This window comes from Leptospira adleri (assembly GCF_002811985.1).
GTDB lineage: Bacteria > Spirochaetota > Leptospiria > Leptospirales > Leptospiraceae > Leptospira > Leptospira adleri.
In genome coordinates this window covers 1-25,143 of sequence record NZ_NPDU01000013.1, presented here as the reverse complement: position 1 = coordinate 25,143, position 25,143 = coordinate 1, and the positions used below count along the sequence as shown (strand labels likewise).

25 protein-coding genes are annotated in these 25,143 nt (G+C 44.2%); 13 read left to right on the top strand and 12 right to left on the bottom strand.

The window, feature by feature from the left end:
* Window position 1: 1 nt before the first annotated feature.
* The 5 genes from CH376_RS06720 to CH376_RS06695 all read left to right on the top strand — a co-directional run bounded on the left by CH376_RS06720 (window position 2) and on the right by CH376_RS06695 (window position 4,659).
* A complete protein-coding gene (locus CH376_RS06720; RefSeq protein WP_100784928.1) occupies window positions 2–1,243 on the top strand; it encodes a cysteine desulfurase in 1,242 nt (413 codons plus the stop codon).
* Window positions 1,227–1,661, top strand: a complete 435-nt coding sequence (gene sufU, locus CH376_RS06715) for a Fe-S cluster assembly sulfur transfer protein SufU (protein ID WP_100784929.1) — start codon at window positions 1,227–1,229, stop codon at window positions 1,659–1,661. Before CH376_RS06720 ends, sufU begins: the two co-directional genes overlap by 17 nt.
* A gap of 389 nt (window positions 1,662–2,050) precedes the next feature.
* Window positions 2,051–2,374 carry a metal-sulfur cluster assembly factor gene (locus tag CH376_RS06705; RefSeq protein ID WP_100785040.1) on the top strand — a complete coding sequence of 108 codons (324 nt, stop codon included), beginning with the start codon at window positions 2,051–2,053 and terminating at the stop codon, window positions 2,372–2,374.
* A 160-nt stretch (window positions 2,375–2,534) separates the two neighbouring features.
* On the top strand, window positions 2,535–3,428 hold the full coding sequence (locus tag CH376_RS06700) for a DKNYY domain-containing protein (RefSeq protein ID WP_165781717.1): 894 nt from the start codon (window positions 2,535–2,537) through the stop codon (window positions 3,426–3,428).
* A gap of 178 nt (window positions 3,429–3,606) precedes the next feature.
* Window positions 3,607–4,659 (top strand): BPSS1187 family protein, encoded by a 1,053-nt coding sequence (locus tag CH376_RS06695; protein ID WP_100784932.1) that lies wholly within the window; start codon window positions 3,607–3,609, stop codon window positions 4,657–4,659.
* A 213-nt stretch (window positions 4,660–4,872) separates the two neighbouring features.
* Here the strand turns inward: CH376_RS06695 and CH376_RS06690 are convergent, their stop codons facing one another.
* The 3 genes from CH376_RS06690 to CH376_RS06675 all read right to left on the bottom strand — a co-directional run bounded on the left by CH376_RS06690 (window position 4,873) and on the right by CH376_RS06675 (window position 7,264).
* On the bottom strand, window positions 4,873–5,706 hold the full coding sequence (locus tag CH376_RS06690; protein ID WP_100784933.1) for a hypothetical protein: 834 nt from the start codon (window positions 5,704–5,706) through the stop codon (window positions 4,873–4,875).
* Window positions 5,707–6,300: 594 nt separating this feature from the next.
* Window positions 6,301–6,807, bottom strand: a complete 507-nt coding sequence (locus CH376_RS06680; protein ID WP_100784935.1) for a hypothetical protein — start codon at window positions 6,805–6,807, stop codon at window positions 6,301–6,303.
* The gene (locus CH376_RS06675; protein WP_100784936.1) at window positions 6,797–7,264 is read right to left on the bottom strand and encodes a RidA family protein; all 468 of its coding nucleotides are present in this window, start codon (window positions 7,262–7,264) and stop codon (window positions 6,797–6,799) included. The genes CH376_RS06680 and CH376_RS06675 overlap by 11 nt, the downstream gene beginning before the upstream one ends.
* A 124-nt stretch (window positions 7,265–7,388) precedes the next feature.
* Between CH376_RS06675 and CH376_RS06665 the strand changes: the two genes are divergently transcribed.
* The 6 genes from CH376_RS06665 to CH376_RS24200 all read left to right on the top strand — a co-directional run bounded on the left by CH376_RS06665 (window position 7,389) and on the right by CH376_RS24200 (window position 13,393).
* The gene (locus CH376_RS06665; protein ID WP_100784937.1) at window positions 7,389–8,192 is read left to right on the top strand and encodes a class I SAM-dependent methyltransferase; all 804 of its coding nucleotides are present in this window, start codon (window positions 7,389–7,391) and stop codon (window positions 8,190–8,192) included.
* Window positions 8,189–9,820, top strand: coding sequence for a DEAD/DEAH box helicase (locus tag CH376_RS06660; protein ID WP_100784938.1), 1,632 nt, complete (start codon window positions 8,189–8,191; stop codon window positions 9,818–9,820). The genes CH376_RS06665 and CH376_RS06660 overlap by 4 nt, the downstream gene beginning before the upstream one ends.
* A complete protein-coding gene (locus CH376_RS06655) occupies window positions 9,787–10,878 on the top strand; it encodes an N-acetylmuramoyl-L-alanine amidase family protein (RefSeq protein WP_100784939.1) in 1,092 nt (363 codons plus the stop codon). Before CH376_RS06660 ends, CH376_RS06655 begins: the two co-directional genes overlap by 34 nt.
* On the top strand, window positions 10,859–11,647 hold the full coding sequence (locus CH376_RS06650; RefSeq protein WP_100784940.1) for an LIC_10740 family protein: 789 nt from the start codon (window positions 10,859–10,861) through the stop codon (window positions 11,645–11,647). Before CH376_RS06655 ends, CH376_RS06650 begins: the two co-directional genes overlap by 20 nt.
* Window positions 11,648–11,690: 43 nt before the next feature.
* The gene (locus CH376_RS06645; RefSeq protein ID WP_100784941.1) at window positions 11,691–13,013 is read left to right on the top strand and encodes a hypothetical protein; all 1,323 of its coding nucleotides are present in this window, start codon (window positions 11,691–11,693) and stop codon (window positions 13,011–13,013) included.
* 182 nt (window positions 13,014–13,195) lie between these two features.
* Window positions 13,196–13,393 carry a hypothetical protein gene (locus CH376_RS24200; RefSeq protein ID WP_100784942.1) on the top strand — a complete coding sequence of 66 codons (198 nt, stop codon included), beginning with the start codon at window positions 13,196–13,198 and terminating at the stop codon, window positions 13,391–13,393.
* Window positions 13,394–13,618: 225 nt separating this feature from the next.
* On the opposite strand, the gene CH376_RS06635 is transcribed toward CH376_RS24200, so the two are convergent.
* The 3 genes from CH376_RS06635 to CH376_RS06625 form a co-directional block, all read right to left on the bottom strand.
* Window positions 13,619–14,506 (bottom strand): DUF2167 domain-containing protein, encoded by an 888-nt coding sequence (locus tag CH376_RS06635; protein WP_100784943.1) that lies wholly within the window; start codon window positions 14,504–14,506, stop codon window positions 13,619–13,621.
* Between the two features lie 62 nt (window positions 14,507–14,568).
* Window positions 14,569–15,723, bottom strand: coding sequence for a hypothetical protein (locus tag CH376_RS06630; protein ID WP_100784944.1), 1,155 nt, complete (start codon window positions 15,721–15,723; stop codon window positions 14,569–14,571).
* Window positions 15,724–16,024: 301 nt separating this feature from the next.
* A complete protein-coding gene (locus CH376_RS06625) occupies window positions 16,025–16,873 on the bottom strand; it encodes a tetratricopeptide repeat protein (protein WP_069608323.1) in 849 nt (282 codons plus the stop codon).
* A gap of 114 nt (window positions 16,874–16,987) precedes the next feature.
* Here CH376_RS06625 and CH376_RS06620 point away from each other — a divergent pair, with 114 nt between their 5' ends.
* Complete coding sequence (locus CH376_RS06620; protein WP_100784945.1) at window positions 16,988–17,167, top strand: hypothetical protein; 180 nt, start codon at window positions 16,988–16,990, stop codon at window positions 17,165–17,167.
* Here CH376_RS06620 and CH376_RS06615 read toward each other — a convergent pair whose 3' ends face one another.
* Window positions 17,168–17,995, bottom strand: coding sequence for a crotonase/enoyl-CoA hydratase family protein (locus tag CH376_RS06615; RefSeq protein ID WP_100784946.1), 828 nt, complete (start codon window positions 17,993–17,995; stop codon window positions 17,168–17,170).
* Window positions 17,996–18,108: 113 nt separating this feature from the next.
* On the opposite strand from CH376_RS06615, the gene CH376_RS06610 reads away from it, so the two are divergent.
* Window positions 18,109–18,327, top strand: coding sequence for an LIC12628 family protein (locus CH376_RS06610; protein ID WP_100784947.1), 219 nt, complete (start codon window positions 18,109–18,111; stop codon window positions 18,325–18,327).
* Between the two features lie 80 nt (window positions 18,328–18,407).
* Here CH376_RS06610 and CH376_RS06605 read toward each other — a convergent pair whose 3' ends face one another.
* From CH376_RS06605 to CH376_RS06570, 5 genes are all read right to left on the bottom strand, one after another.
* Window positions 18,408–19,787 (bottom strand): histidine kinase dimerization/phosphoacceptor domain -containing protein, encoded by a 1,380-nt coding sequence (locus tag CH376_RS06605; RefSeq protein WP_100784948.1) that lies wholly within the window; start codon window positions 19,785–19,787, stop codon window positions 18,408–18,410.
* Window positions 19,788–20,335: 548 nt separating this feature from the next.
* Complete coding sequence (locus CH376_RS06595; protein WP_100784950.1) at window positions 20,336–21,403, bottom strand: alpha/beta hydrolase; 1,068 nt, start codon at window positions 21,401–21,403, stop codon at window positions 20,336–20,338.
* 548 nt (window positions 21,404–21,951) lie between these two features.
* Window positions 21,952–23,070, bottom strand: a complete 1,119-nt coding sequence (locus CH376_RS06580; protein ID WP_100784953.1) for a peptidoglycan DD-metalloendopeptidase family protein — start codon at window positions 23,068–23,070, stop codon at window positions 21,952–21,954.
* 53 nt (window positions 23,071–23,123) lie between these two features.
* Window positions 23,124–23,534, bottom strand: a complete 411-nt coding sequence (locus CH376_RS06575) for a bactofilin family protein (RefSeq protein ID WP_100784954.1) — start codon at window positions 23,532–23,534, stop codon at window positions 23,124–23,126.
* A 70-nt stretch (window positions 23,535–23,604) separates the two neighbouring features.
* Window positions 23,605–25,143, bottom strand: a 1,539-nt coding sequence (locus CH376_RS06570; protein ID WP_276329217.1) for a penicillin-binding transpeptidase domain-containing protein, incomplete at its 5' end; no start/stop codon positions are given.

Genomic DNA, 25,143 nt, shown 5'->3' with positions numbered 1-25,143 from the left:
TATGAGCTTCTCTTCTGAAAGAATAAGGACCGATTTTCCGATCTTGGGAACGATGATGAACGGCAAACCGCTCGTCTTTTTGGACAGCGCGGCGAGTTCCCAGAAACCGTTTACGGTTATCGATCGGATCGAAAAGTACTACAGAGAAGAAAACGCAAACATCCACCGTGGGATCTACTACCTCTCGCAAAAAGCCACGGAAAAATACGAACTCAGCAGAATTCATCTTTCACGTTTTATCGGAGCTCAGTGCGCGAAGGTTTGTATCTTCACAAGAAACGCGACCGAGTCCATCAACTTAGTCGCACAGACCTGGGGAAGAACTCAGATCAAAGAGGGGGACGAGATCGTTCTTAACGAACTCGAACATCATTCCAATATCGTACCTTGGCAGATGTTGGCTCAGGAAAAAAAGGCGATTCTAAAATTCATACCGTTGAACGAAGATGCAACCCTCGATCTTACGACAATCAACGAAATCATAACCAACAAAACGAAGTTAGTCGCCGTTTCCCAGATGTCGAACGTGACCGGAACGATTCACGATCTCGCACCGATCCAAAAAAGGGCGAAGGAAGTCGGAGCGAAGGTTCTCGTGGATGGAGCGCAGGGCGTATGTCATCTTCCGGTGAACATGAGAGAGATGGACTTTGATTTTTACGTATTCTCCGCTCACAAGATGCTCGGACCGACGGGGGTCGGAGTTCTTTACGCAAAAGAGGAAATCTTAGAGGAAATGCCTCCTTGGATGGGAGGAGGGGATATGATTTCTCAGGTATTCAAGGAGAGATCCACGTATGCGGAACTTCCTTCCCGTTTGGAAGCGGGAACACCGAACATCGCAGGGGTGATCGGATTCGGGGCCGCGGTCGAATATTTGGAAACGATCGGGATGCAGGAAATCCGAAATCACGAACTCGAACTTTTAACTTACGCGCTCGATCGATTGGATGATTTCGGAGGATTAGAACTCTACGGACCGACGGATCTTTCCAAGAGGGGCGGAGTGATTTCCTTCAACTTTCCGGGGGTGCATCCTCACGACGTGGGAACGATTCTGGACGAAGAGGGAATTGCGATCCGGGTTGGACATCACTGTGCACAACCGTTTATGGCGTTCAAAAACATACCCGGAACTTGTCGAGCGAGCCTTTACCTTTACAATACAAAAGACGATATCGATCGGCTGATCGACGGTCTAATTAAGGTAAAGGAGATTTTCTCCCGTGTCCTTAAGCGATAGTCTTTACAAAGAAGTTATCTTAGATCACTATCAAAATCCGAGGTTTCGAGGAAAACTCGAACCTTCGGACGTGTACGAGCACGGAGTCAATCCTCTTTGCGGGGACGAGCTCGAGCTGACGCTCAATTTGGAAGGGGACAGGATCTCGGAAGTACGGGTAAATGGAAAAGGATGTTCCATATCGCAGGCGTCCGGGTCGATGATGGCGGAATCGATAAAGGGAAAGACCGTGGCTGAGGCGAAACGAATTCTATCCCGATTCAAAGAAATGGTTTTGGAGGACAAGGATCCGAAGTTTGAAGAGGACTTGGAGGAATTGGAATCCATGGAGTCCGTGAAAAAGATCCCCGCGAGGATCAAATGCGCGGTGCTTCCTTGGAATACGCTGGAAAGGGCGCTGACAAGAATTCCAAACTAAATCGAATTTTCCGTGAAAGGTTTGAATTTTTAGGAGTTCCCGCGAAGGTTCCCAAAAGAAACCGGTTAAAAGTTCAAAGAGAAAAAAACTACTTTGGGGCGGTTTTCCGTGAAGCGAAGCGGACCGGGCTCGCGGCTCCAGTCAATAAATTGAATCTTCTCCGTTCAAAGAAAATGAGATCGAACATCAATTTATTGATTCTGCATCGCGACCCATAGGAGAAGTGAGCATTGAGTTGTTTCCTGGATACCAACTGTGGAGAAAAACGGGATCTCATTCTGGACAAGAAGGTTTCGGATTCTGAAAGTGAAAAGAGAGGGAGATCCCGCAAAAGTTTATCCGGAAAACAGAAAGAACCCGGGAAAAGAAGAAAAAGAAGGGCCAAGAAAATGTTAGAAGCTCCTACAAACTCATTAGAAGAACAAATCTACGAAGAAGTCAAAAAGGTGGAAGATCCCGAAATCGGAATTTCGATCGCGGAACTCGGACTCATCTATAGAATCAAGGTAGTAGGCTCGAAAGCGAAGATCGACATGACTTACACTTCCATGGCTTGCCCCGCCGGGCCTCAGATGAAACAGGACGTCATCAATCATACTTTACGCGTGGACGGGATCACGGAAGCGGAAGTGGAAGTCGTTTGGATTCCTAAATGGGACCCTCGAGAAATGGCGTCCGAAGACGCAAAGATGGACCTGGGTATTTTCGATTGAGAGTTCTACCTTTTTACGAAAGGCTCGGAAAACGATCCAAAAATAAGCGATTCTTAGAATATTCAAGAATTTTAATTTTATAAATTCGATTCGATCGAAAGCTGTTCGAGTCGGCCGATGGGTGCGCGAAAGAATGGAGAAATCAAAGAAAACATATCTTATGAAATATCGATGGATTCTAATATTCTTATTTCTCCTTTCCTGTTCCAAGGGATATCACTACAAATACTGGATTTTCCCCTACTACGAAGATCAAAAGATCGATACGAGCGAGAGGAAGAATTTTAAGATCGTCGACAAAGATTTCGCAAAGGACGACCAGAGTGTATATTATAAGGAAACAAAATTGCCGGAGGTGGATCCGGAGAGTTTCAGAATATTAGGAAAAAATTATGTTTCCGATTTAAGGAACGTCTACTTTGTCACGGCGAATCTGAACATCAAAACGAATTCTCCGAAGGCTTGGTTGATCGTGATTCCGCTCGATCTGAAGATTTGGACTGAGAAAGAGATCGTGTTTTCGGTTTTAGAAAAAGCAAAACCGGAAAGTTTCCGAATCCTCGGTCGAGAAGGAATCCCGACAGATTACGGCTTCGATGAAAAACGGCTCTATTATCTCGGCGGCATTTTAGAGGAGAACGCGGAGTCCCCCGAGTTCTTACGATCTTTCTATTACGACGTTCTAAAAACGAAGAATTCGATTTATTATAACGGCAACCGCGTGCGAGACGCCGATCCGAACACCTTCGAACTTTTTGATCGTTACGCAAAGGATCGAAAACGGTGTTATTATTTGAATTCTCAAGATGTGAAAACTTTCACCTGCGCAACGGAAAATTTTTTGGTGCTGAAATATCCAAATCCTCTGGACGCGAAGATCTCCATGGATTCGGATTACGCAAAGGATTTTCGTTTTGTCTATTGGCAAGGGGAAGCGATTCCCGGAGCGGATCCCGGTTCCTTTCGGCTGATTTCTGAAAATTCAGAATGTCCTTATTCCGGAGCTTGTGCGAGGGATCGAAACCGCGAATACAGAAGCGGAGAAGTTTTTTAGAGAAACTCGGACGAATCATTTCTCCTTTTCACAATGAAATTTTTCCCGTCTACGAAAAAAGTTATTTCCATTGCGCGATAAAATTTAGGAAAAAACGAAAGAGTGAAATGCAGAGAAACAGACAATGTTTTCTCCAATGGAAGATTTTTAGGTCCGATTAGAAACAAAAAAAGGTAAGATGAAAAAAAACACTTTAGAATACTGTTATATCTTTTTGTTTTGTTTGTCCCTTCTTTTCGGCTGTAAGAAGTTGTCCGAAGATAAAAAGCAGAGCGACGAGGATCTCCGCGATGCAGTCTTAGGAGCGGCTCTTCTTGATTTTATCCAATGCGGACAGACTTCTCTTCCTCCTCGGGTGGATACATACAACGGACTTACAAGAATTTTTGTCCTTCCGAGTTACGGCGCGAGTTGCATTCTAAGATACAACGATCCCCATTTGACGTATCTTCCTTCCGGAACTGCGAAAAATTTACTCTCAGTTTTTTTACCCGGTTCGGGTTCCAATCCGATTTCCGTTTCTAAAATTTTAGAGGAAGGCGCGCTCCGCGGATATCATAGTATCGGGCTTATGTATCCGAACTCGGAGCCGATCAACGTTATCTGCAACACGGCGCCCAATAATTCTGCTTCTTGTTTCGGAAATACGAGAGAGGAAATTCTAACGGGCGTAGATAAGACGGGCGCGGTTTCCGTGGATTTTATCAATTCGGTCGACGGAAGACTTTTGAAACTGCTCCAATATCTCGTTGCAAAAAGACCGAACGACGGTTGGGGACAATTTTTAAACGGAGATTCGGTCAATTGGAGCAAGGTTTATCTGGGAGGACATTCTCAGGGGAGCGGGCACGCGGCGTATCAAGGAAAGATAAAGTCTCTCGGAAGAGTTTCCATTTACAGCGGCGTTTCCGATTATCACGTCGCTTCCGCAAGTAACGCTCCGTGGTTGAACGCTGCGGGTTTGACTTCGGCGAATTCTTATTTTGGATTGATTCACGTAGGCGATTCCGTGGCGAACTTCTCCGGAAATCCGAATCAAGTTACGGACGTTTGGTTGAATTCTTTCGGAATGACGGGAACTCTTACCGACGCGGATGCGGGCGCTGCTCCTTTCGGGAATTCGCACCGTCTGACCACCAATCTTTGTGCGAGCGGAGATGAAAATGCAAAACACAATTGTACGATGTCTCCGAGTCAACAGGCAGCCTGGGATTATATTAGTTATCCTTAATGTGTTTACGGTTTGAAAAATTAGAATCAAAATGTGCGATCGATTAGGGATCCATTTCTGCGGAATTTTTGCGATACAAGCCCGGTTCGATCAAGTTAGGAAATCGATCCAAGTTTCGGATTCATTCCTGCGCAACGAATCCATTGGATTTGAATCGGATTTTCATCCTGTCTTCAAAGATTGTTTTCGTTACGCCGTTTGACGAGGGCGCTATTACTTACCTACGGAAATGCTGATCACGATTCCTAATGCGTTGTATATTCCATTTACGGCTTCCGTTGGAACGGAAAAACCCGCGTACTGATAGGACGGCTTTGCGTCCGGTCCGAGTAGATAGCTGGGATAGGGTTGACTCAGGTTTAAATACGCCGGAAGTTTTCGAACGGAAGGGTCGTAGATTTGACCGTAAAAAACTCCAAAATGAACGTTGCCGGATAAAACGACGCCTAACGAAATTCCGTAGGCGAGGGAATAGCCGAGACCGGAGTTTTTACCTTCATTCAATCCGACCGTAATACCGACAAAGAATGGACTTATTTTTTCAGGCGACCAATAACCCGTAACCGTCGGAAACAAACGTGTGATATTTCGAAGTTTTTCATTGGCGACAATGAATCCGAAAGAATCCACACTAGCTCCTGAAAGATATTCTCCTCTTCCTTGACCGGAAAGATACATGATTCCGGGAGAAATTCCGAATCTAGGTTTGAAGTTGTATTCTTCAGAAGCGATCTGTTCCCTTTTTCGAATGTATTCCGCCTTGATTTGTTGTAATTTTGTTTTTACCTTCTCGACCTCATTGAAGGCGGTTTTGTCCGCCTTTGCTTCCTTTATGAAATCTTCCGAATCTTTTTTTAGCTCCTCGAAGGTGCGTCCTATTTCGCCCTCGGGTTTCAGATCTCTTTCACGCATCGGATACGAAAGTTGTTCGATGAATTGATTGGCGCGTTCGACGATCTCCGCTCCTTTTTGGGAGTTTTTGGAGGATTCGGCTATTAGAATATTAAAAATTAGAAAAGTAGAAAATGCCAAAATATAGTTTTTCATTTTAATTTCTCCGAGAATCGATCGGATAATATGTCAAAAAAAAATATGTAAATAATTAATTGAATAAAATTATAAAATCTGAATGTGATTTTCGTTTTCTTTCGTTGACTATGTCTCTTCAATCTTTGTTGTAGGAACTCTTACGGATTTAGGTCGGCTATCATTCGCTTCATGCTACAGGAGCGCAGGCGTCGATAATTTCTCGCTGGAAAACGTCGATTCCAAACGAAGAAAGGGAACGCCGACACTTGTAAGAAGAATTGTAAAAGTAGGAACTCCCTCGCGTAAGATTCTACTTTTACCTTCGAGTGGAAATGAGGAAGTCGCTCCGGCCGTTTCGGAAATCGGATGCTTTGTCGTCCCATTTGAAAAACGATTCGTAAAGTCCGAAAGATAGGAGTTCCTACTTTTCCGGGGCCGGCCGGGAAGGCGATTTTGCGGGAACTCCCAAAATTCTTATCCAAAAATTGAATCATAGGAGTTCCTACTTTTGATTCTCCAAAAGAAAAATGGTAATTACGACGACTCGTTTCCAGCAAGCAAGGTTTGTCGGAGAAAATAAAAAATGGATTGTCGGCGTTTCTTTATGAGCTTTTAGTCTTTCTGAAAAAACTGATTTAGGGCAAGAAGGGAGGTAAAACCCCAAGCGCCTAAGAACCCGTAGAACTTCCAACTAAAAACGTAATCCACTTCCCTCAAAAAACTCACAAAGAAAACTTCCGGAAAAAAGATGCCGGCGAGTGCGCCTAAGCCGAGCAGGAATTGAACGCTCAAAAGAAGGGAACCCAGCCAATGGGATCTCCAGAACGAACCGAAAAAGAAAACCGCAGTAGAAAGGATGATAAAATAAAAGTTAGACGAAACACGAAGGCCTTCGGTTTCTTCCCCGCCGAGACGGATCGTGTATTCGATCCAAGTCGAAAGACTGAAAAAAAGTTGAAGAGTCACCGCGACAAAAAGAATTTTTTCGGTTCCCGATTTCTCTTTCCAGAAATCGGTGAATCTTCCGCTAAAGGAAAGATAGAACGTCGACCATTCTTTTGCAAGAAGGGGAATCGTTCTTATGCTCCATTGAATGTCTCTCCAGAGATTACGAAACATCTGCGACCTGAAACGTAACCTCGATTTCCACGGGTGCGTTCAAAGGAAGAGAAGGAACGCCGACCGCAAAGCGCGCGTGACGTCCCGCTTCTCCGAAAACCGAAAGAAGAAAATTGCTACCGTGGTTTGCGACGAGATGGTGTTCCGTAAAATTCGGACTGCAGGCGACAAAAACTCCGATCTTTACGATCTTCACGATTTTATCCGGGCCTCCGCAGATCGCGGAAGCGGCGGCGATCGCGTTCAAGCCGGCTTGGATCGTAGCTTCTTTTACGTCTTCGATGGAAAGTCCTTCGCCCAATTTTCCGGTGAGCATCAGTTGTCCGTCTTTGAGAGGAAGTTGACCGGAAGTAAAAACTAAATTCCCGCTCTGATTCGCGGGGATGTAAGCCGCGATCGCTTGCGGAGGAGGGGGAAGTTTGTAACCCAGAGATTCGATTTTATTTTGGATGCTCATTCGTTTTGATTCTTAAAAATTTTGGAAAGATCCTTCCAAGAAGATTCCCTTCCTCGATTTTTCAAGCAGTTTCGAAAAAAGGAATTTTCTTTCTTTTCCCTTTCCGATTCTCTAGATCCAGAAAATGTTTCCCAAACTCGAGCTCATTCCCCATCCGCGCTTTCCGGATCAATATCGGATCTGCAAACGCACCGGGGTTTGTTATTATAAGCCGGCCCAAACTCGGGAATACAAAGATTCTTATTTCCTGGACGAATACAAAAATCAGTATCAAAAGACGTATTACGAAGACGAAGAATCCCTCCGTGGACTCGCGAGAAAACGTCTCGAGATGATCGGGCGATTTCAGAATCCAAAAGATTCTTCTCTTTTTGAATTGGGCTCGGCCGCCGGATTTTTCCTGGACGAAGCCAGAAAAAAAGGATACCGGGTTTCCGGTCTTGAAATCTCTCCCGCGGAAGTCGAATATTCCCGGAAGACCTTGGGCCTCGACGTTCTCTGTGCTTCTTTTTTGGAGGAGAATGTTCTGAAAGGAGCTTCTTTTGACGCTGTGGCGGCTTTCTTTGTGGTCGAACATTTCCCTGATGCGGACTTTGTCTTTGAAAAGTTAACCGGTCTTGTCAAACCGGGGGGCTTTTTGTTCCTCGGACTTCCGTCTCTCAACGGTCCCACATTTCAAACCAATCCGGAAGAATGGTTCCGTACACATCCAAAGGACCATTTTTGGGATTACAGCCCAGCCTCCTTGAAAAAAATGTTGAAAGGATACGGTTTTACAACTGAGTATAAGAAGCCGATGTCCTACCACCCGTCCCGAGATAGGGGTTGGCGAGGAAAAATCCTGAGTCACAGACTTTTTGCACGTCTCTCGGACCTCACCTGCTACGGGGATACATTCCACTTAATCGCTCAGAAGCAGCACACATGAAATTCGAAGAACTTTCCATACATCCCAAATTGCTTTCCGCCATTCAAGATATCGGTTATACCGAACTGACTCCGATCCAAGAGAAATCGATCCCACACGGATTGGAAGGAAAAGACATTACGGGTCTCGCGCAAACCGGAACCGGAAAAACCGTGGCCTTTTTGGTTCCCGTGATTCACACGATTCTTACAAAAGAGATTCAAGGAGTTTCCGCTCTCGTTTTGGCTCCCACAAGAGAATTGACGATGCAGATCTCCGACGAAGCCAAAAAACTTCTCAAACACGCGGACGGAGTTCGTGCGGTTCCGATCATCGGGGGAACCGATTACAAGTCTCAGAACAAAGACTTGGAAGGTCTGAAGGGAATCATCGTCGCGACTCCCGGTCGATTGATCGATATGATCAAGTCCGGTTCCATCGATATTACAAATGTTGAATTCTTCGTCCTAGACGAAGCGGATCGAATGCTTGACATGGGTTTTATCCAAGACATTCGTTGGCTTCTTCATAAATGTAAGAATCGAAAACAGACCTTGCTCTTCTCCGCGACTCTTTCCGTCGAAGTGATGCGTCTCGCCTATCGATTCTTAAACGAACCCGTCGAGATCCAGATCAACCCGGAAAAGATCATCACGGAAAGAATCGATCAGAAGATCGTTCATTTGGGAAGAGAGGAAAAAATTCCTTATATGACAAATCTGATTCTCAACTCGAAGGACGAAGGTCAGGGAATCATATTCACGAATTATAAAGCGAATATTCCGAAGATCGTACATACTCTTAGAAGATTCGGAGTTCCGGTCACCGGGATTTCTTCCGAGCTGGATCAGAAAAAAAGACTCAGACTTCTAAGAGATTTTAAATCCGGCAAATATCGTTATATGGTCGCGACCGACGTCGCTTCCCGAGGAATCGACGTCGAGAATATCGACATCGTCTACAACTACGACCTTCCGCAGGACACGGAAAACTACGTTCATAGGATCGGAAGAACGGCGAGGGCGGGAAGAAAAGGAAAGGCGATCGGTTTTTGTTCCGAATCCGATTACGTGGAATTGGAGAAGATCGAAAAGTATCTCAAACAAAAGATCGAAGTCCTCGAAGTCGACGAAGAGTTTATTCAATTTCCTAAGGGAGAATTTCAGGCTTTTGTGGGCGGAGATTCTTACGACAAGGAAAAAGAAACTCATTTCAAACAGAACGGAAGACGTCCTCACGAAAGGGAACGGGGTGGAACCCGTTCGCACGGAGGCCGCGATAAAAGAGGGGACAAACGTCCGGCTCACGCAGGTCACTCGCATCCGCGCGACGGACAAAAGAAAAAGCCGGCCGCTGCGATCCAGGAAGCGGAAGCGTTTTTGCAGAAAGCGGATTCCGTTTTGTCCTCGGAGCCTAAGCAAAATAAACAAGGCAACAAGCAGAACAAATTCCAAGGGAACAAAGACAAACAGCGCCAACCGCAACAGGGACAACGCAATCAAAACCAGAACCGAAATCAGCAACAGTCCAACAAACAATACGACAAAAGCAAACGGAATCTGTTCGATATCAACGATACAAGAAGAGAAGATTCTCAAAAGAAAAAAGGTTCGATTTGGCAAAAAATCAAATCTATCTTTGGGGGCTGATTCTATTCTCCCTTAACGTGTGGGAACTAGAGGCGAAGGTCGTCATTCCCACACAATCCTCCGAACGTTATGTGCGCTTCGAGGACGTTCAAAAAGAATTTCCGGCCCTCAAATCCTATTTCAATCCGGCTACCTTTGTGGGTTCCATTAGACATCCTTCCGGAGAAATCCGATTTAGAGTCGGTTCTTCGTTTTACACGTTCAATCAGACGATCGAAAAAATCTCCTCTCCGGTCCTTTATAAGGAAAAGGATTTTCTCGTTCCTCCGGAGATCGTAGAGGCCCTCTTTGTTCAGTTGATGTCCGAGGACGTTCGTTATGAATATAAGGAAAACGTGTTGGAGTTGGAGGTTCTTCCGGGCGCCGAAAAGCTCGGGATCAAGACGATTCTCATCGACGCCGGTCACGGAGGAAAGGATCCCGGAACGGCTTCCGATTCCGGCACTCACGAGAAAGATATTTCCCTTCAGGTGGCGAAGATTCTTAAAAAATTCTTCGAGAAGGTTTATCCGGAAATCAACGTGATCCTCACGAGACCGGACGATACTTTCGTGGAGTTGGAGCGTCGTTCCGAGATCGCGAACAGGGAACTCAAAAAAACGGGAAGTTCCCTTTTTATCAGTCTTCATTGCAATTCTTCCATCAACGCGGACGTGAACGGTTTCGAGATCTATTATCTTTCTCAAACCCCTTCCACGGAATCGGCGCGGGAAACCGCTCTTCTGGAAAATAGGATTCTTAAACCCCGGGGAAACTCGGCGGTGAAAAAAGTTCAGGCGGGAATGATGTCCTCTTTGATTCAAAGAAGGAGCAGAATCTTGGCAAGGGCCTTGGAATCGGAGATGAAAAAAAAGCTCCAACCTCAAATCCTGTCCAGGGGAGTGAAAAAGGCCGATTTTTCAGTCCTGAGAGGAAGCCTCATGCCTGCGGTTCTCGTGGAAATGGGTTATCTCTCGCATGAAAAAGAATCCAAACTTTTGCAGAGCAAGGGTTTGCAAGTTAAGTTAGCGAAAAGTATCGTAGAGGGAATCCGGGGATATGAATTGGCAAAAAATTAAAGAATCTGCAATCGCGATCAAAGACGCGGCATGGGAAGCGATCAAGGCTGCGGGAGTAAAAATCAATCTCGGTTATCTCTGGTTGTTTCGCACGGCGACCGAAGACGGAGTTTCTCGAAGAACCTTGTTTCTCACTTACGCATGGATCGGAGTCGTCTTATTCTTCACTTCTTTTATACTCGCGGGTCACAATCCATTCATCACCCTTGTCCCTTTTTCTCTCTACGAAGTGGGAAACAGAGATCCGAGAACCGAGATCACGATCTACGGTTCGGACGGAGAAAGACAGATTTTTCCGGTTCGTAGAAAAGTTCTCTTGGAAGAGGACGAGTTCCGTCACAAAACGATGACTCTCATCGGAGAGATCAGCGAATCTTCCTATTTCGACAAGGCGTTCGCTTCCGGTAAAGGAGAACATTATAAAAATCTAAAACGTCTTCCCGAGATCCAATACGCGGTGAAAGCGATATGGAAAAATGGAAACACTCTGATTCTTGATTTCAGAAAGTCGACTTTGCAGGAGATTCTTTCCGGAATGAAGTTTAGAATCGATTACACCTACGTGCAGCAGCAGATGAAGGAAGAGGACAAACAAAAGGAAATCGCGCGAAAGAAGATGGCTCTTTTGGATTCCACTTTTATCGCCTTGGAAAAAACCGTTTTTGAAAACTTTTCGGACATTCAATCCGTGGAATATAGGCTCGACGGTCTTTCCGAAACGATTCCTGGAATGGAATATTCTCTCAGTTTAACCCATAAAAGAAACTGAATTCCCTCATTCCGTCGCTCTAAAAGCCGATACTAGAAACAAGATGAAATCCAATTTTATGGATCGCTTGTTTCCGGCCGGAAAGAACTTACCGGTTTTATTATGTTCGCTCTGCCTTTTGGGAGGAGCGCTTTGGTCTTCCTCCGATCTGCAAATTTCTCCCGATATTCAGAACATCACCGAGTTTCGAACCGATCGCCTTGCGTTTCACTTTGTTCAGTTGGTCGACAAGGAAGGAAAGGCCCTTCCGGATCGAAACCCGAATCGCGATTCTTCGGAAGCGACTCTGATGATCATCTACAAGGGGCAGTTGACCCTTTTAAAAGACGGATACGACGATCCCAACGGAGTAAAAGAGAAAGAGAAAGAATATCTCGTAAAAATTTCCAATTACGCGAGACTCCGAGAATTGGAATCGGATTATTACAGGCTTCCGGAATCCGAAAGAAGCGTAAACGGCTCGAAAACTTCCGAGAATAAGTCCGGCTCTCCCGATCCGAACGTTTCCAAAGAATCGAATAAAAACGAAACCTCGCCTAACAACGCCGAGGTGAAACAGGCTTCTGCGGAGCCGATCAAAAAATCCAAAGAGATGGATCTCCTCATGAAATACGACGAGGACCTTCTTAAGAATTATTCTTCCGAAAGAGCGGTGAGCGCCGAACTCGAACGATCCGAAAGATTTTACGGAAAAGAATCTCCGAAGACCAGTTCTCTTCGTTTTCGAGCCGAAGAACTCAGAAAAAAAGTGAACGAGAGAAGAGATCAGCTTCTGGCATTTCTGAAAAATCCCGGCGCCGAAACCAATCCATATCCCGGCGATAGAAAGGATCAGTCGTTTTATATCAATACGGTGAACGGAATTCCGGACTATTATCTTCATTCTACAACTCCGAGAGAACTCGACGGTCAGATGAAAGGCGAAGAAGAAGTCGGAAAAAAATACGGAGAATTGTATAAGACCGCGAGAGATCGTCTGATCGATTCCCAAATTAGAAAATTATACTATTATCTTTGGAATCGGGAGATGACTAATACTCGGGTAAAAGCCGATAAGGTCAAAAAAGGAAAGAAGGCGGTCGTCGTTACCGGAGACTCCACCGTTTTTACGATGATCGATAAGGAAGGAGACGGAATCACCGAATCTTTTTTTGTGGAAAGTCCCGGAATCCGTTTTTCTTGGGGAAGAGATCTTCCGAACATCATTTCAATTTCCAATTGCACGGATGAAACTATATTAGCAAAAATTAAAAATCTCACGGAAGACGTTCTTGCGGGAAGAATTCCGGAAAAAGTCGAAAAGATCGATTTGACCGTTCCAGAAGAACAGCTTGTCATCGAATTGGGTCCGAAGATTCCTCAGTGAACTTCGGATCCTAAGATTTTTTTTAGAATTTATTTTCCGTCTTTTGAAAGCCCTATCGCAAACCTCGAAAGAGGCAAAGAATTCCGGTTTATAAAATTCGATTTTTTTGTGTGAGTTCCTACATTTTACAACTTAATTGGCTTCTGGGCGATATGGAATCGTTCTTGTCATTTCCGAGAAGTATGAGTTCCTACATTTTAGGCTTAGGCTCTCAAGTAAAACTGAGAATCTTTTATAGAAACGAATCGGAACATAAATTGATCTTTCGACTTCTTTTTACGATTGGCTCCGTCAACTTTTTAATCTTTGATTCGATTGTTCCGACAAATCAATTCCTTCGAAAAAAGATTGTTTCGGACTTAAAGTCCGTTCTCACTTAAAACGAGGTGAACTTTGTTCACGAGTTTTGACTTCGGAATTTCAAAGGACTTCTGCCTTCTTTTTTCTATGGCTTCTAAGAAATATGCAACGTAGAAGATTTTGTGTTTGGACGAAGGATTTCCGTTTTCGCTCAAGATGCGCTGACAAAAAAAATCGGAGTTTTGTTTCCTGAATTTGAATTCAACGATAAAAACTCCGATTTTCGATTGTTACGATTCTTTCGATTACGTATTCGTCGTGTTATCGGTCGGAGGGGGATTTTCTTTTTCTCCAAAAAAGAATTTTCTGATAACGCCGAATCCGCCGATGGCGGCTAACGCGATCACTTTCCAGAATTTAAGAAGAAGAGCGAAAATCCCCGCTTTTGCGAGCACTTTTCCAGCGATCAAACCCCCGATTCCATAGGCGGCGACCGTATCCAGTCCGGGATTAAAATCCGAATAACGATTTCCGTCATTGAACTCGGTTGAATTTACGATCGAGTCCAATTCCTGATTTACCTGCGGAAGTTTATCGATGTCGGCGATGACGTTTAAAACTAAAACTCCTTTCCTTCCTAACATTCTGATATTGTAATTGAGCGTATCCACTTCCGCTCCCTCGAATTTTAGAGTTTTCGCCCAGTGTAATTTTTTTGTCTTTTCGTCGTAGAAAGGAGGGGAGGCCCAGCCGACGAGTTCAACGGTTTGATAACCTTGTTTTTTTCTCTCTTCGTTTGACTCTTTCGTATCGTCCTTCATCTCGTCCAAAAGATCGTCGTAGTTCATATCCTTTGCGTCGTCGTCCTTGATATAACCTTCTTCCGAAAATGAGATCGTGATCGCAAAAGTAAAGTTGGGACTCGTGGGAGTTTCATTTTTTAAGAATAACATTCCAAGAGGTTCCGGGCCAGGCGGATTTCCCCAGACGTTTTCTAAAACCAGCTTGCTCTGTTTTCCGTCGATATATCTGAAATGCGATGGTACCGTCAATGTCGCCAGGTTATCGCCCAGGACGATTTTTCCGGTTTTGTATTTTAGATTCTTAACGATTTGATCCGCGTCTTCGTTTTGCTGCGGATACAGAGCAAAAGAGAAGAGGATCAAAAAAGTTACGATGATTTTATTCTTCATAAAGATCTCCTGTTGTTTGGTTTAGCGTGAATTCTATTTTTAAAAGCTATTTAACCGAAAAATCACTCCAACTGTTTGAGTTTATCCAGAGTTTCCTGCAAATATTTATATTTTTGAATATTCTCTCCGAAAATCTTTTCAAGTACGAGCAATCTTTCGTATAAATCCGGGTGTTGTTTTTGAAGATCATATTTGGATTGATCCACGATCTTATCATGAACGGTATCCACGTTCCGAATGGCCTGCGGAGCGAACTGAAGAAAGGAATAAATGGGAACGACTTGCCGATACTGATTCCAGAGATCCGATTTTTCTTCCATTTGCGTCGCTATAAGCTGATTTAAAGTATTATCGATCAGTTTAATTTTCTCTTCGTAAGAAAGTTTAAAACCGGAAACGTTATAGAGATAAGCTGCGAGGGATATATCGTGACCCAGCGCCGCGTATGAAAAATAGTTTAAATTATCCTTTTCAAAACTGTTGGAGAGAAGCACTTCAAAAGGAGTAAGTTTGTACTTCGGATTCTTCTTCAAATATTTAAGAATGAATTGCGACTCTCTGTTGTAGGAGTCCAACTCGTATAAATATTTTTCAAGCGCGCTCGTGGAACCCAAGTCCACAAAACGTTCCGGGTCGTCGAAATAACTTTTAGAATGCTGACATTCGTGAACGAAAGCTGACAAAACGATTGAGGGATGCGTTTGATAGAGTTCTAAAAGATAGGGGCTTAGATAGATGCTCGGGTCCGGATCTTCTTTCGATCGGATCGAGAACGCCGCCGAACCGAAGATATCGCGATCCATGTCTTCCCGAATTCCGACTCTCAAAACGCCGCTTCTGAGTTTTGCGATCGATTCCTTCATCAAAAGATATACGTCGTCGTTTTCATTTTTTGATTTTTTAAGAACCAAGTGATCGAGGTCGTCTATGATCGTATGGACAAGAGTCACGAGTTTTAACTGTTCTTTGGAAAGGGATTCCGCGAAGTGGGAGGAAGAGCTGAGAAAGACGAACGTGATTAAGAGCGGATATAAAATTCTTCCATTGCATTGAAGATTTTTTCGAGAAAACAAGCTCGATGATTTATAAAATCGAATCTTCGGATCGAGTCGATTGAATTTGGAAATGATTGCAGCGCTTCCTTTTCTGAGAAACTGTGCGGAAGAAAATTTTCCAAACAAAGTTTGAATCAAACGATATAAGCTAAAGATTCGCATTTCCGATCCTATGTCTGGAATTGAAAAGAATTTCGATTCGAACGCCTCTAAAAAATCTTAAAAAAAGAAACAGTCAAGAATTTCTTTCCGCCTTGTTTGGTTGTATTCGAGTTAAGTTTTAATTTCTGTTTTGTTCCGTTTATCGGAAGATTCGTTTTGTAGTTGTTTTAACCGTTGTATTCCGAACTGTTCGAATCTCAGACGTTCTTTGAAAAAAAATGAAAGTCGAAATCGCATTTTGTCGCGGGATCATGTTATTTGGCGATTGAATTTCAGAAAAGGTTCGGACCTTTGTCTGCGTTTAGGGTTCTTCTATTTCAACGTTTTCTAATGTATCGAAGAAACCTGTCTGGAGAAGAGGGGCGAAATCCACCATGTCTTCCGCGTTTAATTTTAGTCCGTTTTCCATCGAATATGCCTGCAGGAGAGACGCGCAGGCCAAATGACTTTCCCCGAGTTGAGCGTGCGCTCTTGCCTTGATGATCAAAATATCGGAATCCGATTCTCCGAAGTATTGAATATAAAGATCGATGAACTTTAACGCGTTTTTATGATCGGCGACTTTCAGATAACACTGCGCGATCATGTCGTAGTGAAGAAAATTCTCGTCATTGTCCATTCTCATGGAAGTTTTGAGAGATACGAGAGCGGAGTTATAATCTCCTCTTTGATAGTAAAGATGTCCGAGTTCCGCCCAGATGTCTTTGCGAAGAATTCCCCTTCCTCTGGAAAGCTTTTCCTGCGCAAGCGCTTGTTTTAAAACGGCGATCGCTTCGTTGGAGCGATCCGTGTCTTTGAGAAGAGATGCGAGGGTAAGATAAAGTTCCAACTGATCCGGATAGAGATCGATTCCCTTCGTCAAAATCTTCTTAGCTTGTTTGAAGTTGCTTACTTTGATTAGATAATTAGAATAGTAGAGATAACTTCCGGGTTCGTCCGGATATTGAGTTATGATTTCGTGAAAGAGATTTAGGGTTTCTCTCGTGTTTCCAATATGATATTGGCACCAAGCCTGACGATTTCTAATTTTAAGAATCGTCTTGGGACTTTTTGTAAAAGAGAGGGCTTCTTTGTAGAGGTTGAACGCCTTGGTGAATTCTCTTTGATTCTCCCTCTGAATCGCAGATCTGATCAGTGTAGGGAAACTCACAGTTTGGACAGGGTAAAAATTTTCAAAAAATAATCAAGTTTTCTATTTATCAACCGAGAATAGAATTGGGGGAAAAAGAGAGAAAAACCCCAAATTCTCATCAAGAGGGAATTTATGAATATCAACGGAAACGCCAACCAGAGTTTACTTTTGGAGAGGGTAGCCAATCTGCCCCGAGAAATTTTTCAGGCGCAGAGCGACCTGAATCGGAAGATGCTCAATCTCGCCGTAGAGGCAGGAGTCCAGAACTCGAAAGAAGAAGGACAAAGAAGAATCCTGGACCTTTACGCCTAATCAGTTTTGATTGTAGAGGGGACGCTTGCGTTCCTTAAAAGATTGCAACGCTCCTCTAAAGTCCGCCGAATCTAAGAAGCTCGAGTTCCAAAGAGCCACGTAGTTCAGACCCGCTTCCAAGGGTTTTCCTTCCGAATAGCGCATCACGTCTTTTACTCCGGAAACCACCAACTTCGGATTCTCGGCGATTTCTTTTGCAGTTGCTAATGCGACTTTCATCATTTCTTCTTCCGTTTGGAAGACCTTCGTTACGAGGCCGATTCGTTCCGCTTCGGGGCCGTCGATGTCTTTTCCGGTAAGGGCCAATTCTCGCGTATGTCCTTGACCGATGATCGAAGGAAGACGATTGATGGAACCCATGTCGGCGACGATCGCGACCTTTGCTTCTCGAAGGGAAATGGACGCGTCGACGGTCGCATAACGTATATCGCAAGCCGAGATAAGATCCAAACCTCCACCGATGCAATGTTTTTGAACCGCGGCGATCGAAGGTTTCGAGGAATTATAAACGGCGTTGATTCCCTTTTGCATTCTTAAAATAAGATCGAAAAATTTTCTCCGATCGTCTCCGAGAGGAGCTTGGATCGAACTTCCGAACTGCTCGAAGAAGGATTCTAAATCCAATCCGATGGAAAATGACTTTCCGCGGGCGGCGATTACGAAGGCGTGAATCTGAGGATTGGAATTAATTTCTTCCACCGCGTCCGGCAGATCTCTCCAAAAAGGCCAGTTCATCGCGTTTCTTTTTTCGGGGCGGTTTAAATAGAGAATTGCGGTTTTGTCTTCAGGTCTTTCGACAATTTCAAAAAATTCGAATTTCGTTTTCATCTCGGTCAGTTTGGGAGGGAAAAAAATTCTTACAAGTCATTCCTGGATCTAAGAAATGCTGGACAGTTTTTTAAATATGAGAATGATTCTCAATATCTAATGGAGAATTACAAATGATCATTAGTTGGGATAAAATTCGGCACCAGCATCCTAAGGAAGAATGGAAAGAACTTCTTTGTAAGGTGGATTCTGCTCCGGAAGAGGGGAATCGCGGGAGTTCCCGCGTTTTTTTCGGAAGGACTTCGTTGAGAAGGGAGATTTCTCCTAGAAAAAAGAAGGAGTTCCTACTTTTACGGAGATTGCAGGCTCTTGGCAGAAAATTGTCGTCCTAAGGTTTGTTTGCCCTGTAAAAGAAAGTAGGAACTCCTTCTTTTTTCGTTCTAGAGCGGGATGAAAAACCGAAGGTGGGTTTTCAGAGGGAAGCGGGGAAACGCAGTTTTACGCAGGCGCCATCTTGATTGAGGAAATCCACTTTTCCACCGATTTGTTTCGCGAGAGAATCGACCAAGGAAAGCCCCAAGGAACTCGGATTTCGGTTTCGCAAAGATTCTTCCGGAAGCCCGTTTCCGTTGTCCGCGACTTCCAGCGTGAGCATGTCGTTTTCCCTTGTGAAATGGATTCGGATCGAACCCGTTTTGGAATCGGCGAGCCCGTGTTTTAAGGAATTTGTGATGAGTTCGTTGATGATCAGAGCCAAGTTCATACCGATTTCGGCTTTTACTTTCGATTCTTGAATGTTCAATTCGAGACGGATTCTTTCTCGATTCACCTGATAGATTTCGAAGAGTGCGTCCGTTAGTTTTTTTACATAGAGCTCAAAACTGATCGAGGAAAGATCCTTACTTTCATAAAGAATCTCATGAAGAAGCGCCACGGCTCTCAGACGATTCTGACTTTCCCGAAGGACGTCGTTGGATTCTCCGTTTGTTTGTCCGGACCGAAGGCTAAAGATCGAAGAGATAATGGTAAGATTGTTTTTGATTCTATGATGAATTTCTTTGAGGTAAGTGTCTTTTTCTCCGGCGGTACTGTTCTGTTCTTTGGTTCTAAGAATGTTGAAGGTGCCGGTAAGTTTTTCCTCGGTTCCTAAAATCGGAGAACTCTGAAGAAGGACTTCCTGAAGAGTTCCGTTTTTGGAGATTAAAATGAGATTTCCGTTTTCTTTCGGAAGGCGGGAGAGAATCACTTCTTCCACTAAATTTTCGGCAATCCCTCCGTTTCCATTTTTAAAATGCAACACTTCCTGGACCGGCTTTCCCAGATGCTCGTCGTATTTGCAGCCGGTCAGTTTTTCCGCCGCAGGATTCATAAAAAGAAGAAGTCCGTTTTCATCGGTCGTTACGATTCCCGCTCCGAGTTGATCCAGCGCGCCTTTGAGTTTTTCCTCGGTTTGTTTCGATCTCTGCTCTATTTCATTTTTATAAAGTGCAACTTCGATGGAGGAACGAAGTTGATCCGACTCAAACGGTTTTACGATATAACCCAGAGGTTGGGTCTTTTTCGCGCGATCCAGTGTATTCTCGTCGGCATAGGCGGTAAGATAAATAACAGGGGTGTGAAAACGATTTCGAAGGACTTCTGCGGTTTCGATTCCGTCGAGATTTCCTTCTATGTTGATATCCATCAGGACGAGATCGGGGTGATTTTCTTCAGCCTTTTGAATTGCCTCTTCTCCAGAGGAAGTAATTCCGACCAATTCGTAACCCAGCTTTTTTAGTTTTTGGCCTAGGTTGACTGCAACGATGATTTCGTCCTCAACGACCAAAATTTTGGGTTTCTGAAGCATATTCATTACTTACTAAGAATTACCCCGAATTCAACAAGATAATTTGTCAAAATACGGAAAAAGTTATGGTAAAATTGTGTTTTTGCATTTGAGGAATCCCTCGTGCCTTTCCCACTCTTTCCAGGGCGCTTTCCGGGAAAACAAAAAAAGGACGGTGAAAAATTGCGCTCCATTTTATCTTAGACGAACATTTGAGAATTGAAATCCGGCTCGGTTCTTTGATTTTCCGAAAAGTTCCCAAAATGTTTTAGCACTTTCGTGATCGGCTTTCTATAAAAAAATAAAAACGAATCGAAGAATCGCGCCTTTGGCGCGAATATTCATTCCCCGCTGGAACTAGACTCATTGTAGGCGAGTCCACCGAACACATCGCAATTCATATTACGGAAAATCGGAATTGCTACCGTGATTTCTTTGGTTCTAAATTTTGTTTTCAAGCCATTGATCGCTGAATCAATGAAAAGATATCGTTTCGATGATAGATTCAAAAGTTTGAATCTATTTGTTCGAACTAGTCGATCGATTTTATACAATCCGAATCATGGAAGCGGTTCTTAATTTCTGAGAACGTAGTTCTCGTTTCCGGACGACTTTCGGATAAAAAGGCGTTTTTCCGCCCTGACTCCTAAAAGAATCTGATATAAATCGGTCAATAGCGGCTTGGAAGAATAGTATCCGTGTCCCAGAGAGATAAAGGAAGAGTCGATCGGATTTACGTTGATCACGTCGATCCCGGGAATTCGAGTGCAAGATCCCAACCGAGTTCCTTCGTTCACCGAGGAAGAGGCCTGCAAAGCGCTGTCTCCCGGAGAACAATACAGAGTGGTTCTTTTAGCCGCTTTGTTCAGTGAATCGGCGATCAGTCTGAATTCTCCTGAATCGAAATCGGGAGCGTTCAAGATCAATTCCTTCAAGACGGGTTCTTTGGAATTTCTTCCAATTTCGGCTAACGCAGGTAGAACGACTTGATGTCCCATGGAGTGGACGATCAAATGTATTTTCTTGCCGAGGGATTGTAAGGACTTTATGAAATTCTTAAATTCTTCTCTTGAATTCCTTGCGGACAAAAGATTTTTTTCGTAAGTGCCTTTTACGAATACCTGATTTAAAATTCCTCCCTCGTTTCCTGCGGGCCAGGTAAAGACCACGATTTTTCCCGGAAATTTCAGATCGTATCGGATTTGTCCTCCTCTTAGGATCGCTTCTTCAAAACGTACGTTGAATCCGTGTACGAAAACTAAAACTTCGTCGAAAGGATCCTTGTTTAGATCTTCTAGAAAGTTTTCCCGTTTTTCAAAGGTTTTGTGTCCGAGAAACTGAAACATCGTTTCCCGGCTCCCGAGTCCGTTCGGAAGAGCTCCCACTTCGTGGTCTGCGGGAACGTTTACGATACAATATCCGGTCTTGAGTTCTTTGCTTCCGTTTGTTAGAAAATAAGAATCGTTGCATCCTACCTGAGCGTTCGGGTTCTGGGTTCTTAAAGTTGCATAGTATAAATTCAGGGTTTCGGTTTGATCGTAGGATTTGATCAGCCTCTGATCGATCAGCTCTTCTATCGTCGGCGTCTTACAGTTTTCGAAAATCAGAATGAGAAATACGAATAACGTGATTGCGGTTTTCATTTAGGAAATCATCGGCGTTTCTTTTACTTTGAAAATCAATTTCTTTCCTTTTTCGAAAGAAATTGATTTTTCGACGTGCAGGTTTTTTTCGAAGTCGGAAGTTTTTCAGGTTCGGTTTCCGTAAAAGGGCAAAAAGATTTCGAAAACCATAAGAACCTGTCCCAAAACCGGGACAGGTTCTTGCAGCTTGATCTTTCCGACAAAATAAAATAAGGTTTTGGGACGCGCTGTAAATTTGATTTTGAATATTTTTCACTTTTGAAATGTCATCGGTTCGAATGTGGAAACTCTTTCGATTCTCCATCGTCTCGATTCTGCCGGAGATACACTTTCATTCGCAGGTAAGAGTGGTTCTTCTTTTTTAGGTTGTCGGAGTTCCGACAACGAGTCCTTCGAAAAATACTTGGAACGGACTTAAAGTCCGTTTCGGATACTTTACGGAGAAATCTTTTCTCTTTAAAATTTGTAGAGAGAGGTTTGAGTTTTATTCTTCTTGTTTTGAGAAAAAAAAGTAGGAACACCCACTTTTCCAGAATATTCGGTCGGACCTAGTGAGTAGGGCCGCCCTTTCTAAAGGTGAGTCCTTTGAGATATTTGGAAGGATTTACCGGTTGTCCGTTTTTGATGACTTCGAAGTGAAGGTGAGGACCGAAGGAATAACCGGTGGATCCGGATCTTGCGATTTTTTTCCCGGCCAAAACGTAATCTCCTCTTTGTACGAAAAGTTTGGAATTGTGAGCGTAAAGAGTTTTGAAATCGTCCGTATGTTCGATCACGACCACGTTTCCGTAACCTCCCATCCAACCCGCGTAGATGACTTTTCCGTTTCTTGCGGCGGCGATCGGTTCGTAGAAGGCTTTTAAGTCGAGGCCCTCGTGAAATTTTCTTCTTGGAAAGGTTCTGAATCCGAAATTGGAAGTTACGATTCTCGAAGCGACCGGAATCACCCATTTCGGAGTCGGATCCGGAATGACCGCACCCGGCAAGAATATCTTTTGACCGGGTCTTAGAATATCAAGATCTTCTAATTTGTTTTCCAGCATGATCTCGTCTAAGTTGACTTTGTAAAGACTTGCGACCTTCGCCATCGTCTCTCCGGTTTTCATCTTATAGAGCAATCCTTGTTTGTTAGGAATGCTTAATATTTGCCCAGGATACAACGTGTCGTCGATTCTGATGTTGGAGGAACCGGCGATCGATTCCATAGAAACCTTAAATCGAGTTGCAATTTCGGCTAACGTTTCGTTTCTTTTGACTCGATAGGTCGTTACCTTCAGTTGTTTCTTTTTTTCGGAAGGATTCTTGAGTTCCTTCGCCATTAGGATGGTAAGTTTTGCCTTTTCGGATTCTTCTAAGAATTTTTCGTCTCCGGATTTTGCCTTCAGATCCTCGGAATCATTTTCCGTAATTTCATGACCTGTAGAATCCATCATCGCGCTGCTTGGGTTCATTCCGAATCCTAAGAATGCGACGAAGAGCGCGATCGATGCGACGATCGGAATCAGTCTGAATTTCTTTCTTCTGAAATCCAAATTTCCGTGGTAGAGATTTCCTCTAAAATAGAATGAATAGTGAAAGTGAAAAGCGCCCAGATAGATCAGGGTGAAATTATCTGTCCGAAGGATTTCTTTTCCCGCGGTCAGTTGTCTGGGCTTTTTAAAGATCATACAGGAAGATTATCGGCCGGAGTCCGGCCTTTCCTATAGTAAAGAAAAAGGACTTATTCGTCCTTTCCGTTGTCCAGGGTGCGGGTTCCACCGAAAGATTCTTCCACGATTTTTTTCACGTCTTTCTTTTGTCCGCCGGTGATCGTGATGTTTCCTTTTGCAACCACGCCTTTAGCCAGATGAAGAGCAGGAGCGGTGATATCGCCTAAAAGTCTTCCGGTTTCTTCGAGACGAACTTCGTTTTCCGCTTTGATGTTTCCGATCATCGTTCCGGAAACGGTCACTTCGCGGGCCGCGATATTCGTTCTTACTTTACCGGTTTCTCCGATGTAGAGAGTGTCATCGGTTTTGATCTCTCCCTCGAATTTTCCGTCAATGCGGAGAGAACCTGCGATATAAAATTTCCCTTCAAAAATGGACCCGGGACCGATTACGCTGTTATTATTTTCCTTGCCGATGGCCATCTAAAACTCCTGATAACGATATTTCTATTTGTGTAAGCAATCCCAAAACGACAAGTATTTTTGTTCGGAATTACCGAATCAGATCATCGTCGCCCTGGAAAATATTGGTTTTCTGCTTCTTTTTGACTTTTGTCTGGCTGGGAGCCGGCGTCGGATCCGGTTCCGGAGTATAGCCCGCTCCTCGGTGATCGTCGCAGACCTCTTTCGGAACCGTATCTTTCGTAAAGTATTCTTCTTCCGTTTGATTGCAATGAGAACCTGGAAGTTTCCCGGAGATCGCACAAATCTGTCTTCGAACTACGCCCGATTCTCCAAAATGTAAACCCTTGGATTTTTCCTTCGATAGCGCGTTGGACATAAATCTTCCCCAGATCGGAGCCGCGACGACCCCGCCGGACATTCCTTTTCCCATCGAAAGAGTTCCCGTATCGTAGCCGATCCAAACTACGCCGACGAGTTCCCCCGTGTAACCCGCAAACCATGCGTCCCGAAAGTTATTCGTCGTTCCTGTTTTACCCGCGGCCGGTCGGGAAAGTCCGTAAGAAGAAGCTCCGGTTCCGGTTCCTTTTTTGATCACGTCTTCCATCATCGAAGTAAGAATAAAACATACCTCGGGAGAAAGGACTTGTTTTCTTTCGATCTTGCTCGCTTCTTCTCTGAAGTCTCGGATGATCGTTCCCGATCCGTCTTCTACATAAAGAACACTCAAAGGAAATACTTGTTTTCCTCCGGATGCAAGAACCGCATACGCCTTCGCCAGCTCGTAAGGAGAGACTTCGAACGTACCCAAGGAGATCGAATAGTTTCTAGGGATCGATCTGTTTTCGATCTGAAGAATTTTTTCCAAGAACGGCATCAGATTGCTGATGCCCGTGTGTTCCAAAACCCGAACCGCGACGCTGTTCCTGGAAAGTTCCAAGGCTTCACGGAGTCTTATAAATCCTGAATATTCTCCCGTGTAATTGGAAGGGTTCCATTCATCACCGTCTTCTAATACGTATTGAAGAGGAGAATCGGAAAAGAGAGAAGCCGCGGTTACGTTCTTTTTCGGATCCGGATGTTGGTTGTAGTATTCCATCGCCGCCGCATAGACGAGAGGTTTGAACGCGGAGCCGGGTTGTCTGTACGCTTGGAACGCGCGGATCTGTTGGTTGTCCGATCGAAAACCGGAACCCCCGACCATCGCGGTGATATAACCCGTGTCCGGCCTCATCGAAATCAAAGCGCCTTCGACCGGAAGAAGAAAGTCTTCCGTTTGTTGACTTCTGTAACTCCACTCGATCGCTTCTCCCAGACTTTCCGTTCCGCTCAAAAGATTGAGAGTACTGAGCTCGTCTCTGAGGTCTTCCTGCCAAGCGCGATTGAAAGTTCGGATCGATCTCGAAATCTTAAACTTAAATTCGGGAACGTCGTGGATCATCGCAAGGACGTCGTAGATCTCTCCATAAGCGTCGTCGAACGCATCGATCTTCGTGAACGTTCTCTGATTGGATTGTGCGGTTTGATATTTTAATCCAGCATACAACGCCTTCTCCGCTTGGGTTTGGTGCTGAATGTTTAATGTAGAATAGATCTTGAGGCCGCCGCTGTAGAGGGTCGTTTTCGGAAT